The organism is Stenotrophomonas sp. GD03958 (assembly GCF_029839005.1).
In the GTDB taxonomy this organism is placed as follows: domain Bacteria; phylum Pseudomonadota; class Gammaproteobacteria; order Xanthomonadales; family Xanthomonadaceae; genus Stenotrophomonas; species Stenotrophomonas hibiscicola.
In genome coordinates this window covers 1-14,447 of sequence record NZ_JAOBZT010000092.1, presented here as the reverse complement: position 1 = coordinate 14,447, position 14,447 = coordinate 1, and the positions used below count along the sequence as shown (strand labels likewise).

The window sequence follows — 14,447 nt, the reverse complement described above, 5'->3', positions numbered from 1 at the left end:
CCTTCGGCCAGGTAATCCAGTTCTTCCGGGGTGGGGATGCGGCCCAGCACGGCATTGCGGTGCGGAAAGCGCCCGAAGCGACGGATGATGTCGCGGTGCAGTTCGGCGTACTTCAGGTATTCCTTGTCACCCAGCACGTCGAACATCGCCACCGAGCGGTCCTGGTCCAGCGGATCCTCGGAGTGCTCGAACGGCAGGTAGATGAAGGCGCGCAGCTTCGGCACCAGCTGCAGGTCCAGGCCTTCCTCGATGGCGCGCATGGCGTAGTGCCGGGCCAGGCCATCGGTGGCATAGGAATGGGCGGTACCGCGGAAGCAGTTGCGCGGGAACTGGTCCAACAGCAGCATCAAGGCCAGCGCGCCCTCGGCACTGCCCAGCCAATGCTCGCGCCCGCGCGAAGCGGCGGCGAAATGCTCATCCAGAAACAACTGGCGGAACTGCGCGTCGAACGCGTCGTCGCGGGCGAACCACTTCGCAGGGCCCGCCTCCTTCCAGAATTCCACCACTTGCGCGGCAACGTCCATTACCTACTCCCAGGCCCGGACGCCCCGCGTCCGGCCTTCATCATCATTCGTCGAAGCGCAGGTGGCGGACCGACTTGCCGTTGCGCCGGATAAGCTTAAGCGCCTCGATACCGATCTGGATATGGTTTTCCACGAACTGGGAGCTGACCTTGGCATCGGAGGCCTCGGTCTTGACCCCGTCCGGGATCATCGGCTGGTCCGACACCAGCAGCAGCGCGCCACTGGGGATGTGGTTGGCAAAGCCGGCGGCGAATACCGTAGCCGTTTCCATGTCGATGGCCATGCAGCGCATCGCCCGCAGCCGCTCCTTGAAGCCCTCGTCGTGTTCCCACACCCGGCGGTTGGTGGTGTAGACAGTGCCCGTCCAGTAGTCGTGGCCGCGGTCGCGGATCATGGTGGACACCGCACGCTGCAGCGCGAACGCCGGCAACGCCGGGACTTCCGGCGGCAGGTAATCGCCCGAGGTACCCTCGCCACGGATCGCTGCGATCGGCAGCACCAGGTCGCCCAGCTGGTTCTTGCGCTTGAGGCCACCGCACTTGCCCAAAAACAGCACCGCCTTGGGCATCACTGCCGACAGCAGATCCATGATGATCGCGGCATTGGGGCTGCCCATGCCGAAGTTGATCATGGTGATGCCGTCGATGGTGGCACTGGCCATCGGCCGGTCCAGGCCGATGACCGGCGCGCCGGTCAACTCGGAAAAGGTGTGCAGGTAACCGCCGAAATTGGTCAGCAGGATGTGCTGTCCGAACTGGTCCAAGGGCACGCCGGTGTACCGGGGCAGCCAGTTGTCGACGATTTCCTGCTTGCTCTTCATGGGCGGTGGTCCGGTGCACGACGTGGGAACCGGCTATTTTCAGCCAGCCGGGCGGCCCCGTCGAGGCACTGCCGATGCACCTGTGAAGAAGGTCACTTGGCAAGCCCACCACCGCCCGGCTAGCGTCGGCGACTGGATCACGTTGCGAGGGGAACTGCATGGCATCGTCGTTGTTGCGCGCCGGAGTGGCACTGGCACTGCTTTCATTGAGCACGGCGCCTGCGGTGGGGGCGTCGCGCTTTGTCACCGATCCCTACCCCAGCACCTACCAGGCCCATCCCGATGCGCCGGTACTGATCCAGAACGCCACCGTGCTGACCGGCACCGGCCAGCGCCTGGACAACGCCGACGTGCTGCTGCGCGACGGCCGCATCGTTGCCGTCGGCCGCCAGCTGCAGGCCGATGCGGGCGTCACCCGCATTGATGCACAAGGCAAGTGGGTCACTCCGGGCCTGATCGACGTGCATTCGCACCTGGGCGTGTATCCCAGCCCGGGCGTCGGTGCGCACAGCGATGGCAACGAGATGACCGCACCGGTCACCGCCAACGTCTGGGCCGAACATTCGGTGTGGCCGCAGGACCCGGGCTTCGCCACCGCGCTGGCCGGCGGCGTGACCAGCATGCAGGTGCTGCCGGGCTCGGCCAACCTTGTCGGTGGCCGCGGCGTGACGCTGAAGAACGTCCCGGCCATCACCTACCAGGCGATGAAGTTCCCCGGTGCGCCGTGGGGCCTGAAAATGGCCTGCGGCGAAAACCCCAAGCGGGTCTATGGCGAGGGCAAGGGCGTGACCCCGGCCACGCGCATGGGCAACGTGGCCGGCTATCGTGCCGCCTTCATCGATGCCGCCGACTACATCGCCAAGAACAAGCCCAAGCCGGCCAAGCGCAAGAGCTGGTTCGGCAGCGACAAGGGCGACAGCGCCGGTGATGCCGGCGGCAAGCGCGATCTCAAGCTGGACACGCTGGCCGGCGCGATCGAAGGCGACATCCGCGTGCACATCCACTGCTACCGCGCCGACGAGATGGCCACCATGCTCGATCTGGCCAAGGAATTCGGCTTCAAGGTAGCCGCCTTCCACCACGGCGTGGAGGCCTACAAGCTGGCCGACAGGCTGGCCGCCGACGGCGTCTGCGGTGCGCTGTGGGCCGACTGGTGGGGCTTCAAGATGGAAGCCTTCGACGGCATTCCGGAGAACATCGCGCTGGTCGACCGGCCGAAGAACAGCTGCGCCATCGTCCACTCCGATTCACCCGAGGGCATCCAGCGCCTGAACCAGGAAGCAGCCAAGGTGATGGCGTCCGCGCGCCGCGCACGCATGCCGGAGATCACGCCCGAACACGCCATCACCTGGATGACCGCCAACGCCGCCAAGGCGCTGGGCATTGAAGGCCAGACCGGCACCCTGGAGGCCGGCAAGATGGCCGACGTGGTGGTCTGGAACGGCAACCCCTTCAGTTCGTATGCGCTGGCCGAGCAGGTCTTCATTGATGGCCGCAGGTTGTACGACCGCAGTGCACCGGCAGCGACGCCGCGTTCTGATTTCCAGCTCGGCCAGGAGGTGCGTTGATGATGGTGCTCAAGCAGTTGGCGCAGTCTGCCGCGAAGGGCAGCCGAGCATGGTTCGGCGCTGCTGTCATGGTGCTGGCCTGCATCTCCGCATCCGCACAGGCAGAGGACCTGCTGGTGCGCAACGCAACGGTGCACACAGCCAGCGCACGCGGCAGCCTGCACAACGCCGATGTGCTGGTGCAGGGCGGCATCATCCGCGCGGTGGGCAACGGGCTGTCCGCGCCGGCTGGTGCCCTGGTGGTCGAGGCCAATGGCCGCCCGCTGACACCCGCGCTGTTCGGGGGCATCACCGAGATCGGCATCGAAGAAGTCTCCGGTGAAGCGAGCACGGTCGACAGCACGCTGAAGATCGGTGAGCAGCCGCTGCGCCCGGAATTCGACGTCACCCTGGCCTACAACCCGGCCTCGGTGCTGATCCCGGTGGCGCGCCTGGACGGCATCGGCTTCACCGCCCTGGGGGCCGCCACCGGTGGCGGCTTCGTCGCTGGCCAGGGCGGCGTGATGCGGCTGGACGGCAGCGCCGATCCCCTCGGGCCGCGCGCGCTGTTCCTGCGCCTGGGGTCGGCCGCAGTGGAACTGACCGGGCATTCGCGTGCGGCGCAATGGATGCTGCTGCAGCAGATGGTGGACGAGGCGCGTGGCCAGGTCGCCGCGGACTCACCGCATGCGCTGCTGACCCCGGCCGGGCGCCGCACGCTGGGCCGCTACCTGGCCGGCCACGGCCGCATCGTGGTGGAGGTCGATCGCGCCTCCGACATCCGCCAGCTGCTGCGCTGGGCCGCCCGCGAGAAGGTGAAGATCGCCATCGCCGGTGGCAGCGAAGCCTGGCAGCTGGCACCGGAGCTGGCCGCCGCGCAGGTGCCGGTGTTCGTCGACGTGCTGTCCAACCTGCCGGCCAGCTTCGACCAGATCGGTGCAACCCTGGAAAATGCGGCACGCCTGCAACGGGCCGGCGTGGCGGTCTCGTTCGTGCAGCGTGGCGACGCCTCGCACAACGCCCGCAAGATGCGCCAGCTGGCCGGCAATGCCGTGGCCAATGGACTGCCCTGGGCCGACGGTCTGGCCGGGCTGACCCGGGTACCCGCACAGGCGTTCGGCGTGGCCGACCAGATCGGCAGCATCGAGCCCGGCAAGCGCGCCGACCTGGTGCTGTGGGAAGGCGACCCGCTGGACGTGGCGCACTATGCCGAACAGGTCTGGCTGGGCGGCCGTGCGATGCCGATGCGCTCGCGCCAGACCGACCTGCGTGATCGCTACCTGCAGCGCAATGCGCAGCCCTGACCGCATTGAAGGACACCACCATGGCCACCCTGCGCTGGTACTTCGACTTCGTCTCGCCCTACTCCTACCTGCACTGGCAGAAGCTGAAACAGTTGCCGCAGTTCGCGCAGATCCAGACCGTGCCGATCGCCTTCGGCGCGGTGCTGCATCACCTGGGCAATCTCGGGCCGGCCGAGATTCCGGCCAAGCGCCGTTTCATGTACCGCCAGCTGCAATGGACCGCGCAGGCCGAGGGCACGCCGATGCGCTTCCCGCCCGGCCATCCGTTCAATCCGTTGTCGGCGCTGCGCCTGTGCCTGGCCGCCGGAGCCAGCGCACAGGCGGTGGACGTGCTGTTCGACTGGATCTGGCGCGACGGCCATGCCGGTGACAGCGCCGAAGCCCTGCGCGAACCGGGTGCGCAGCTGGGCATCGAGGATGTCGCCAGCGCCATCGCCGCCCCGGCGGTCAAGGAACAGTTGCGGCGCAACACCGAGGCCGCAATCGGCGCCGGGGTGTTCGGGGTCCCGACCCTGGCCATCGACCAAGAACTGTTCTGGGGCAACGACGCCCATCCGCTGATGGCGGCCGTGCTGGCCGATCCCGCCCTGCTGCAGCAGCCCGAATGGCAACGCCTGGACAGGCTGCCGATGGCGGTGCAGCGCGATCGCTGAACAGGGGTGACGCCTTTCCCTCGGGCGCGGGCTCTGGTTTTGAGATAGATTTCACGTTTCCGAACCTACAACCGCCCTGGAGGGGAGCCGCGGATGCGCATCGGAATCGTAGTCGACTCGGCCTGCGACCTGCCGCAGGACTTCATTGCCGAGCACAACATCGTGCTGCTGCCGATCACCGTCCGCATCGGCGAAGCCGTGCTGGCCGATCACCGCGATGAGCAGGCCACGCTGAGCTTCCTGCACGCGCACGTGGCCGAACACGGCGCCGAGGCGGAAACCATTCCCTTCAGCGTCAACCAGATCCGCGACCTGTTCCTGCAGCAGCTGGTGATCGATTACGACCACGTGTTCTGCATGACCATCACCAAGACCCGCAGCCCGATCCATGACAACGCGCTGCAGGCCAGCTTCGCCATCCTCAACGACTACAAGCCGGTGCGCCAGGCGGCAGGCTACAACTCACCGTTCGCGCTGCGCGTGCTCGATACCCAGAACCTGTTCGCGGCGCAGGCGGTTACGGCGGTGGAAGCCGTGCGCCTGCGCGAGAGCAACGCCAGCGTGCAGCAGATCCGCGAGCGGCTGGAGGAACTGGCCGGCAACGTGCACGGCTATATGGTCACCCGTGACCTGTACTACATGCGTGCGCGTGCGCGGCACAAGGGCGACCGCAGTGTCGGCCTGCTCAGTGCGGCGCTGGGCAGCGCGCTGGACATCAAGCCGGTGCTGCACGGCTACCGCGGCGAGACCGGGCCGGTGGCCAAGATCAAGGGCTTCGACAATGCCGTGCAGAAGCTGTTCGCGGTGGTCGGCCAGCGCGTGCGTGCCGGGCTGATGACACCGACGGTGTGCGTCAGCTACGGCGGAGAACTGGACGAGCTGCGCACGCTGCCCGGCTACGCACAGCTGAAAGAGGTCTGCGCCACCCATGGCGTGACCGTGTACGAATCGGTGATGAGCCTGACCGGCATGGTCAACGTCGGCAAGGGCGCGGTCACCGTAGGCTTCGCCGATGGGCCGCATCGGTTCGAATGAGCGCTGGCCACGGCCGGAATCTGCACATCGATTCCACTGCGGTTGTGCCAGTCTTGCCGCACTTCAAGGAGAACGCCATGCCTGCGCAGTACCACATCAGCCTACCAGACCCGTCCAAGGCCCGTGGCAATGACCCTGACCTGTCCTTCCACTCGCAGGGCGCCGCCGGTTTCGCCGAAGAGCTGCAGGATGCCCTGCGCAGCGGCACGCTGTTCGAGCGCTGGAAGGCCAAGCAGCCCGACCCGGACGCGGTGGAACCGCAGTGGGGCGTGACCGATCCGGACGCCACCGTGACCGGCGAGCAGAAAGACCTGCGCATCAACCTGGTGGCCACCACCCGCATCGACAGCGATGTGTTCAAGCAGCGCCTGCGCCTGCTGGCCGGCAGCCACTGGGAACTTCGCGACGTGCGGTGAGGCCAGGCCGGCACTACCCAGCGCGATGTCGCTGGACGGGCGGCACGCCCAACAGGCTGGTTCTGTACGACCAGCGGCGAACCGGATTGGCCTGGCCGAACAGGATGAGGCGGTTTGGCGGCAATGGGCAGCAGCGCGTGACGGGCTGGTCCGCTCAGCAGTCCATCGTTCCGTGCGTGCTGCCCTCGTCATCCAGCACGTGCGCATGCAGGATCACCTGGTTGCGGCCAGCCCGCTTGGCGGCATACAGGCCGGCATCGGCGTCAGCCAGCAACTGATCGGCACTGGCCAGCGCCGGCGGATGCAGGTAACCCACGCCGACGCTGATGCTGACCGGGCCTTCCGGCAATGGCAGCGCTTCGACCGCTTCGCGCAGCCGCTCGGCCAGCGCCAGCACGCCCGACAATGGGCTTCCGGGCACGATGACGGCGAACTCTTCACCGCCATAACGCGCAACGCTGTCACCACCGCGACTGGCTATGGCCTTCAGCACCCCGGCCACCGCCTGCAGGCAACGATCACCGGCCGGATGGCCGTGCTGGTCGTTGAAGGCCTTGAAGTGGTCGATATCCACCAGCAGCAGGCCCAGCTCGGTGCCGCTGCGCCGTGCGCGATTCCACTCGGACGTCAGCCGTGCGTCGAACTCGCGGCGGTTGGCCACGCCGGTCAGGCCATCCTGCCGCGCCAGTTGATCCAGTGCTGCCTGGCGTTCCAGAAGATCGGTCTGCAGCAGGACGCTGCGCAGGCCGAAGCCAAGGGTGGCTACGACGAAGCCCGCAACAGCCAACGGCCGCGCATGATCGACCACCAGCGTGCCGACCACCAGCAGCAGCAATGGCAGGATCATCGGACCAGCGGCCTGCACCGTCCTCGCCAGCCGCGGGTGTGCCGCAGTGCCTGTGTCCGGCGCCGTTTCCAGCGCCAGGCAGGCGATCAGCAGAAAAGGTACGTCGATCAGCAGATCGTTGAACGCACCGAATGCATCATCGGAGGTGTAGTGGTTGATGTAGTAGGCCACCAGCAGATAGGCCAGTGCGTACAGCGCCAGTGCGCGGAAGAACCTGCGCCGTTCGGGCACGTCGCCGGCCAGCCATCGCACCACGGCGAACGCGGCGATACACAGGTTCTGGATATCGAACATGCGCTGCATGTTGGACATCGCATGGGCGTCGACCTCGACACGGGCGGCGAACGATGCGGTGTGCACGAAGAACAGCACACCCAGCAGCGCCGCCATCGCCGCGTCGATCAGGCTGATGCTCAGGCGCTCGCGGCGTGCCCGGGCCAGGATGAACACCAGGGGCACGCCATACAGCACGTACAGGAACAGGCTTGCGCGCGGGGTGAAATCAGCACGCCCGGCGCCCAAGGCGTCGATCATGTTGAACGCCATGCCGCCGGCCCACAGCAGCAGTGCCAATGCCGTGGCGCGCCACCCCAGTGCCGCGCGGTCGCGGCGGGCCCGCCACAGGCAGGCGGCCGCCGCCAGCAACGGGGCGCCGGTCAGGAAAACGAAGGAGCCGACCCCGGCGGGGCCAGGCCACAGGGCCAGCACCAGGCCATGGCACAGCACATACAGCAGCGCCAGCACTACCGGCATGCATCCCCCCGATCCGCAAGGCCGTATGGCCGCACCATAGCGCGCCGGCATGCCACAGCGGCGTGATCCACTGCGGCAAAACGACACTCCGCGTGCGCCGCCATGGTAGTGCCGGCCGCTGGCCGGCAATCCCGGGGAATCCCTGGGCGTTCCGGTGGTGCCGGCCAGCGGCCGGCACCACCGGAACGCGCTCAGCCCTGCAGGGCGCGGGCGTGGTGGGTGATGTGCTCGCCGATGAAGCTGGCGATGAAGTAGTAGCTGTGGTCGTAGCCGGGCTGCAGGCGCAGGGTCAGCGGATGGCCGGCGGCATCGCAGGCCTGCTGCAGGCGCTGCGGCTGCAACTGGGTCTGCAGGAACTCGTCCGCCTCGCCCTGCTCGACCAGCAGTGGCAGGCGCTCGTCAGCCATAGCGATCAGCTCGCAGGCATCCCATTGCGCCCAGTCGGCCGGGTTGTCGCCCAGATAGGCATGGAAGGCCTTCTGCCCCCAAGGCACGTGGCTGGGCGCGACGATCGGCGAAAACGCCGACACGCTGCGATAGCGCCCGGGGTTGCGCAGCGCGATCACCAGCGCGCCATGGCCGCCCATCGAATGGCCACTGATCGCGCGCGCGTCGGTCACCGCGAAGTTCGCCTCGATCAGCGCCGGCAGCTCCTGCGCCACGTAGTCATGCATGCGGTAGTGCTTCGCCCACGGTGCGCGGGTGGCATTGAGGTAGAACCCTGCCCCCTTGCCCAGGTCGTAGCCCTCGACATCGGCCACGTCATCACCGCGCGGGCTGGTGTCGGGCGCGACGATGATCACACCGTGCTCGGCCGCATAACGCTGCGCGCCGGCCTTGGTGATGAAGTTCTGCTCGGTGCAGGTCAGGCCGCTCAGCCAGTACAGCACCGGCAGCTTCTGTGTTTCCGCCTGCGGTGGCAGGTACACGGCGAACTGCATGTCGCAGCCCAGCGTGGTCGAATGATGGCGGTAGACGTCCTGCCAGCCGCCGAAACAGGCGCGGTGTTCAATGCGTTCCATGGTGCTCTCCTGCGCGGCGCGTCAGCGCACGCGTGCTTCTGGTAGATGCCGACCTTGGTCGGCTTATCCACGCCCGGCGTGGATGCCTTGGTTGATCAGTTCATCCAGCTGCGCCAGCAGGCGCAGCAACGATTCGACGCCAGGCTGGCCGTCCAGGTTGCGATACGCCGCCACCGCCACGTCGCTGCGCGGTGGCCACTGGCCGTCGGCGCGGGCTTCGTGCAGGCGCGGCAGGAATACCTGCGCAAGCCACTGCTCGAACGGCATGCCATCGTCGCTGCCGAAGGCCGAAGTCACCGCACGCGGTGGTCCCACCTCGCCGTCGACCCAGCCCAGCGCACGCAACGCCTGCTCGATCGGCGCCACCAGGGCCGCGCGCGGGTCTTCCGCACGCGGCCGGCGCAGGGCATCGAACCAGCCCACGCCGCGGCTCAGTAATGGACCACCGAACGGATCGACTTGCCTTCATGCATCAGGTCGAAGGCGTCGTTGATCCTGTCCAGGTCCATGGTGTGGGTGACGAACGGGGCCAGTTCGATATCGCCCTTCATCGCATCCTCGACCATGCCCGGCAGCTGGCTGCGTCCCTTCACGCCGCCGAAGGCGGTGCCCATCCACTTGCGCCCGGTCACCAGCTGGAACGGGCGGGTGGAGATCTCCTGCCCGGCACCGGCCACGCCGATCACCACGCTCTGGCCCCAGCCACGATGCGCGCATTCCAGCGCCGCGCGCATCACGTTGACGTTGCCGATGCACTCGAAGCTGTGGTCCACGCCCCAGGTGGTCATCTCGACGATGACCTGCTGGATCGGCTTGTCGAAGTCCTTCGGGTTGATGCAGTCGGTGGCACCGAATTCGCGCGCCAGTTCGAACTTGGACGGATTGGTGTCCACCGCGATGATGCGGCCGGCCTTGGCCTGGCGCGCGCCCTGGATCACCGCCAGGCCGATGCCACCCAGGCCGAACACCGCCACGCTGTCGCCCTCCTGCACCTTGGCGGTGTTGTGCACCGCGCCGATGCCGGTGGTGACGCCGCAGCCGAGCAGGCAGACGTGTTCCGGGTTGGCGTCCGGATTGATCTTCGCCAGCGAGACTTCGGCAACGACGGTGTACTCGCTGAAGGTCGAGCAACCCATGTAGTGGTACAGCGGCTCGCCGTTGTAGCTGAAGCGGCTGGTGCCATCGGGCATCACACCCTTGCCCTGGGTGGCGCGCACGGCCACGCACAGATTGGTCTTGCCGCTCTTGCAGAACAGGCACTCGCCGCACTCGGCGGTGTACAACGGAATCACATGGTCGCCGGGCTTGACGCTGGTCACACCCTCGCCGACCTCCACCACGATGCCGGCGCCTTCATGGCCCAGCACCACCGGGAACAGGCCTTCCGGGTCATCGCCGGACAGGGTGAACGCATCGGTGTGGCAGACACCGGTGTGGGTGATCTTGACCAGCACTTCGCCCTTCTTCGGCGGGGCAACGTCGATCTCGACGATCTGCAGCGGCTGGCCGGGACCAAAGGCGACGGCGGCACGGGATTTCATGGTGGCTTCTCCAGGATCGGGCAGAAATGGGATACAGCGTGAGCGGCGCGACGTCGCGCCGTCGTTATTTCAGGTAGGAGCGGATCAACGCGCTCATGTCGCGCACGCGTTCGGCGCGTTGTTCATCGGAGGCTGCGGGTTGCCCGAACTCCTCGCGCAGATGGGCCTCCATCACCTCGGACATCAGGCCGTTGACCGCGCCACGGATGGCGGCGATCTGCTGCAGCACCGGCCCGCAGTCGGCGCCGGCTTCCAGCGCGCGGTCCAGCGCATCGCACTGGCCGCGGATGCGGCGCACGCGGGCCACGACCTTCTTCTTCTCTTCGGGGGAGTGCGGCATGGCGGGCCACCTCTGAACTATACTGGGGGATAGTATATATACAAACAGAGGGGTCTATGCAAAAGGCCTGATTGGCAGCTCTACGCCGGGTGCCTGCAGAAACCAGATGCAGCCACCGCGTTGCCTTGGATGCACGTCATCCGCCGCGAGCTGGCCCAGCTGCCGCCGGCCCATGTCATCTGGTCATTCGATGATAGGTAGCTGGAGCACGACCGATGGCGGCGCTCCGGCCTACCGGGTTCAGGCATCCTCGCGCACGTAGGCGAACGACTCGTCCAATCGCTCGAAGCCGATCACTTCAGCGACGATGGCCTGTGCATCATCTTCGCTGATGTTTCCTTCCTCAATATCGTCAACACGGGCGAACAGCCGCTGCAGGGCTGCGTATTGGTCGCCGCGCAGGAAGGACTGGTGGGACTGCAGCCAGCGCTGCAGATTGCCGGCCAGCTCGCCGTGCGACAGCAGCGTATACGGCGCTTGGTAGTCGGCAACCGCTTCAACCATCTTGCGGAACAGGAAATCCTGGTAGTTGGCGGCCAGCACATCGGCACGATCATCGTCATGCCACACCAGCACGACGGGCGGCTCGGCAACACCGGGCGCGTTGCTCCAGAAGCAGTAGCTGTCGCCGCCGCCGGTCCGCGCAAACGGCAGGAGCTGCAGGTCAGGACGCAGGGGATTGTAATGATCCTCGGCGGTCAGCTCCTGCCACGCCTCCAGCAGCTCGTCGTGTTCCAATGGCTCGTAGTCCTGGGCGTACAGCAGCACCGGCGGATCCGCCTGCAGCGTCGGGAACACCACCTCGGACCATTCCGGATGCGGACTGCCCCAGCTCAACCGGCCTGCTGCATGCAACTGCTTGAACAGGGGCGGGAAGGCCTGGCCGGTGACCTGTTCGATGTCGGATAGCGCGCTCATGGATGTCCTTGTCGATAGAGGTCGCCCAGCTTGCCCGAATCCGCGCAGGAGATGAACCGGCAGCAGCAGGTGGCGGGACTAGACTGCAACCACCGGATGCTGGAAATCACTGCCATGAATGCCACTGCCCGCAACTTCATCGTCAACATCGACGTGCCCGACCTGGCCGCCGCCGAAACGTTCTACCTGGCCGCGTTTGGATTGCACATCGGTCGTCGGCTCGGTATCGGCGCGGTGGAACTGGTCGGTGGGCCAACACCGCTCTACCTGCTGCAGAACGAGGCTGGCAGCGCCGCCACCGAAGACGGCGACGTGCGTGACTACGAGCGCCACTGGACCCCGCTGCACCTGGACTGGGTGGTGGAGGACATTGATGCCGCGTTGATGCGTGCGGTCGCGGCCGGGGCGATGCTCGAGCAACCGGTGCGCGAGCGCCGCTGGGGCCGTATCGCCGTGCTGGCCGATCCGTTCGGGCACGGCTTCTGCCTGATCCAGTTCAGTGGCGAAGGCTACGACGCGCTGGTCGAATGAATTGCCGGCTGCGCCGCAGGCGCCAATCCACGCATGGCGCGGAACTACTGATCCGCTTCAAGCAACGCGTGGAGGCTGTCGTTCGGCAGTAGATCCACGCCATGCGTGGATGCAAACCACCGCACCTCACTCCCGCAGCATATCCACGAACGCGCGCAACGCGCCGGGCATCTGCCGCTGCTTCGGGTAGTACAGCGCGAAGCCGGCGAACGGTTCGCTCCAGTCTTCCAGCACCGCCACCATCTGGCCGGATTCGATATACGGCCGCGCGGTGTCTTCCAGCACGTAGGCAAGGCCGATGCCATCAAGCACCGCGCCAACCACGGTGCCCTGCTCGCTCAATGTGAGCCGGCCCGGCACGTCGAGCTCCAGCGCTTGCCCGCTACGCTCGAACTGCCATTTGTACAGATGGCCGCTGGCAAAGCGGAAGCGGATGCATTCATGCGCGGCCAGGTCGCGCGGATGCTGCGGCGCCGGATGCCGCCGCAGGTAATCCGGCGAGCCGACAATCAGCCCACGCAGCGGCGGCCCCATCGGCACCGCCACCATGTCCTCCGGCACGAACTCATGCAGGCGCACGCCCGCGTCGTAGCCCTCGGCGACGATGTCGACCAGGCCATCGTTCTCGGTCAGCTCGACGCGCACATCGGGGTGAGCGTGCAGGAAGCGCGCCAGCCGAGGTCGCAGCTGGGTTGCCACCGCCGCGCGGGTGGCGTTGAGGCGCAGCAGGCCGGCCGGGGCCGCGCGGAAGTGGTTCATTTCTTCCAGCGCGTCATGCACCTGCCCCAGCGCCGGCTGCAAGCGCTCCAGCAGGCGCTGCCCGGCCTCGGTCAGGGCCACGCTGCGCGTGGTGCGGTGGAACAGGCCCACGCCCAGTCGTTCTTCCAGTGCGCGGATCGCATAGCTCACCGCCGAGGTCGACAGCGCCAGCTCGGCACCGGCGCGGCGGAAGCTGCGGTGGCGGGCAACCGCCGCGAACGCGGCCAGGTGGGAAAGGTTGTCAGTGGCCATGATTGTGCAGTTTTACTTGATGAATCATGCCGATATCCACGCTTCTTGCCATTGGGAACGCGGCGTATTGTAAAGCGCCTTTCGATAAACCCTGCCAAGGATTCCCCCATGTCCCTCGCCCGTGGTTACGCCGCCCATTCCCATACCGCCCCGCTGGTCCCCTTTGAGTTCGAACGCCGTGCGGTCGGTCCCGACGATGTGCGCATCGAGATCCTCTACAGCGGCATCTGCCACTCCGACCTGCACCAGGCCCGCGATGACTGGGGTGGCTCGATCTACCCGATGGTGCCGGGCCACGAGATCATCGGCCGCGTCACCGAGGTCGGCAGCAACGTCACCCGCTTCAAGGTCGGCGACCACGCCGGCGTGGGTTGCATGGTCGACTCCTGCCGCCACTGCGACGCCTGCCAGCACGACCTGGAGCAGTACTGCGCCGAGGGCGCGACCTGGACCTACAACGGCCGTGAACGCGAAACCGGCGCACCGACCTACGGCGGCTATTCCGACCACGTGGTGGTCGAGCAGCGCTTCGTGGTGAAGGTGTCCGACACCCTCGACCTGAAGGCGGCCGCACCGCTGCTGTGCGCCGGCATCACCACATGGTCGCCGCTGCGCCATTGGAAGGTCGGCCCGGGCCAGAAGGTCGGCGTGATCGGCCTCGGCGGCCTCGGCCACATGGGCGTGAAGTTCGCCAAGGCGCTCGGTGCGCACGTGGTGATGATCACCACCACCCCGGAAAAGGGCGCCGATGCCAAGCGCCTGGGCGCCGATGAGGTGCTGGTCTCGCGCGATGCGGCGCAGATGAAGGCGCACGCCGGCAGCTTCGACTTCCTGCTCAATACCATCCCGGTCAGCCATGACACCAATCCGTACATGGGCTTGCTCAAGCGCGAAGCCACCATGTGCCTGGTCGGCGTGCTGACCGAACTGGACCCGCCGTTGACCGGTGGCAGCGTGATCTTCGGCCGCAAGCACCTGACCGGCTCGGCGATCGGCGGCATGGCCGAAACCCAGGAAATGATGGACTTCTGTGCCGAGCACGGCATCGTCAGCGATGTGGAGATGATCGACATCAGGAACGTCAACGAAGCCTGGGAACGCATGGCGAAGAACGATGTGCGCTACCGCTTCGTGATCGACATGGCGACGATGAAGAACGCGGCCTGATCCAGGGCAGATGCGAAA

The 14,447-nt window shown here is 66.9% G+C and carries 16 protein-coding genes; 7 read left to right on the top strand and 9 right to left on the bottom strand.

Annotated elements, in window-relative coordinates:
- Nucleotides 1-524, bottom strand: a 524-nt coding sequence (locus tag N5C25_RS18745; RefSeq protein WP_279937608.1) for a DUF924 family protein, incomplete at its 3' end; no start/stop codon positions are given.
- Between the two features lie 43 nt (nt 525-567).
- Entirely contained in the window at nt 568-1,344 is a 777-nt protein-coding gene (locus N5C25_RS18740) for an AMP nucleosidase (protein ID WP_058983588.1), read from the bottom strand.
- 158 nt (nt 1,345-1,502) lie between these two features.
- Here N5C25_RS18740 and N5C25_RS18735 point away from each other — a divergent pair, with 158 nt between their 5' ends.
- The 5 genes from N5C25_RS18735 to N5C25_RS18715 all read left to right on the top strand — a co-directional run bounded on the left by N5C25_RS18735 (nt 1,503) and on the right by N5C25_RS18715 (nt 6,299).
- Nucleotides 1,503-2,912, top strand: coding sequence for an amidohydrolase (locus N5C25_RS18735; RefSeq protein ID WP_251102336.1), 1,410 nt, complete (start codon nt 1,503-1,505; stop codon nt 2,910-2,912).
- On the top strand, nt 2,912-4,195 hold the full coding sequence (locus tag N5C25_RS18730) for an amidohydrolase family protein (protein ID WP_251102337.1): 1,284 nt from the start codon (nt 2,912-2,914) through the stop codon (nt 4,193-4,195). The genes N5C25_RS18735 and N5C25_RS18730 overlap by 1 nt, the downstream gene beginning before the upstream one ends.
- A 20-nt stretch (nt 4,196-4,215) precedes the next feature.
- Nucleotides 4,216-4,848 (top strand): 2-hydroxychromene-2-carboxylate isomerase, encoded by a 633-nt coding sequence (locus tag N5C25_RS18725; protein WP_058983596.1) that lies wholly within the window; start codon nt 4,216-4,218, stop codon nt 4,846-4,848.
- 93 nt (nt 4,849-4,941) lie between these two features.
- On the top strand, nt 4,942-5,883 hold the full coding sequence (locus tag N5C25_RS18720) for a DegV family protein (protein WP_058983598.1): 942 nt from the start codon (nt 4,942-4,944) through the stop codon (nt 5,881-5,883).
- A gap of 77 nt (nt 5,884-5,960) precedes the next feature.
- Nucleotides 5,961-6,299, top strand: a complete 339-nt coding sequence (locus N5C25_RS18715; RefSeq protein WP_005414449.1) for a hypothetical protein — start codon at nt 5,961-5,963, stop codon at nt 6,297-6,299.
- A gap of 154 nt (nt 6,300-6,453) precedes the next feature.
- Here the strand turns inward: N5C25_RS18715 and N5C25_RS18710 are convergent, their stop codons facing one another.
- The 6 genes from N5C25_RS18710 to N5C25_RS18685 all read right to left on the bottom strand — a co-directional run bounded on the left by N5C25_RS18710 (nt 6,454) and on the right by N5C25_RS18685 (nt 11,720).
- Entirely contained in the window at nt 6,454-7,899 is a 1,446-nt protein-coding gene (locus tag N5C25_RS18710; protein ID WP_251102338.1) for a GGDEF domain-containing protein, read from the bottom strand.
- A gap of 191 nt (nt 7,900-8,090) precedes the next feature.
- The gene (gene fghA / locus N5C25_RS18705; RefSeq protein WP_251103465.1) at nt 8,091-8,921 is read right to left on the bottom strand and encodes an S-formylglutathione hydrolase; all 831 of its coding nucleotides are present in this window, start codon (nt 8,919-8,921) and stop codon (nt 8,091-8,093) included.
- Nucleotides 8,922-8,984: 63 nt separating this feature from the next.
- A complete protein-coding gene (locus N5C25_RS18700) occupies nt 8,985-9,344 on the bottom strand; it encodes a YqcC family protein (RefSeq protein WP_058983604.1) in 360 nt (119 codons plus the stop codon).
- Nucleotides 9,345-9,352: 8 nt separating this feature from the next.
- Nucleotides 9,353-10,462, bottom strand: coding sequence for an S-(hydroxymethyl)glutathione dehydrogenase/class III alcohol dehydrogenase (locus N5C25_RS18695; RefSeq protein WP_019662086.1), 1,110 nt, complete (start codon nt 10,460-10,462; stop codon nt 9,353-9,355).
- Nucleotides 10,463-10,526: 64 nt separating this feature from the next.
- Entirely contained in the window at nt 10,527-10,802 is a 276-nt protein-coding gene (locus tag N5C25_RS18690; protein ID WP_251103466.1) for a metal/formaldehyde-sensitive transcriptional repressor, read from the bottom strand.
- A 240-nt stretch (nt 10,803-11,042) separates the two neighbouring features.
- Nucleotides 11,043-11,720: an SMI1/KNR4 family protein gene (locus N5C25_RS18685; RefSeq protein WP_058983608.1), complete on the bottom strand. Its 678-nt coding sequence runs from the start codon at nt 11,718-11,720 to the stop codon at nt 11,043-11,045.
- A 114-nt stretch (nt 11,721-11,834) separates the two neighbouring features.
- Here N5C25_RS18685 and N5C25_RS18680 point away from each other — a divergent pair, with 114 nt between their 5' ends.
- Nucleotides 11,835-12,251 carry a VOC family protein gene (locus N5C25_RS18680; protein WP_251103467.1) on the top strand — a complete coding sequence of 139 codons (417 nt, stop codon included), beginning with the start codon at nt 11,835-11,837 and terminating at the stop codon, nt 12,249-12,251.
- A 126-nt stretch (nt 12,252-12,377) separates the two neighbouring features.
- On the opposite strand, the gene N5C25_RS18675 is transcribed toward N5C25_RS18680, so the two are convergent.
- The gene (locus N5C25_RS18675) at nt 12,378-13,262 is read right to left on the bottom strand and encodes a LysR family transcriptional regulator (RefSeq protein ID WP_058983610.1); all 885 of its coding nucleotides are present in this window, start codon (nt 13,260-13,262) and stop codon (nt 12,378-12,380) included.
- 108 nt (nt 13,263-13,370) lie between these two features.
- Here N5C25_RS18675 and N5C25_RS18670 point away from each other — a divergent pair, with 108 nt between their 5' ends.
- Nucleotides 13,371-14,429, top strand: coding sequence for an NAD(P)-dependent alcohol dehydrogenase (locus N5C25_RS18670; protein ID WP_058983612.1), 1,059 nt, complete (start codon nt 13,371-13,373; stop codon nt 14,427-14,429).
- Nucleotides 14,430-14,447: the final 18 nt, after the last annotated feature.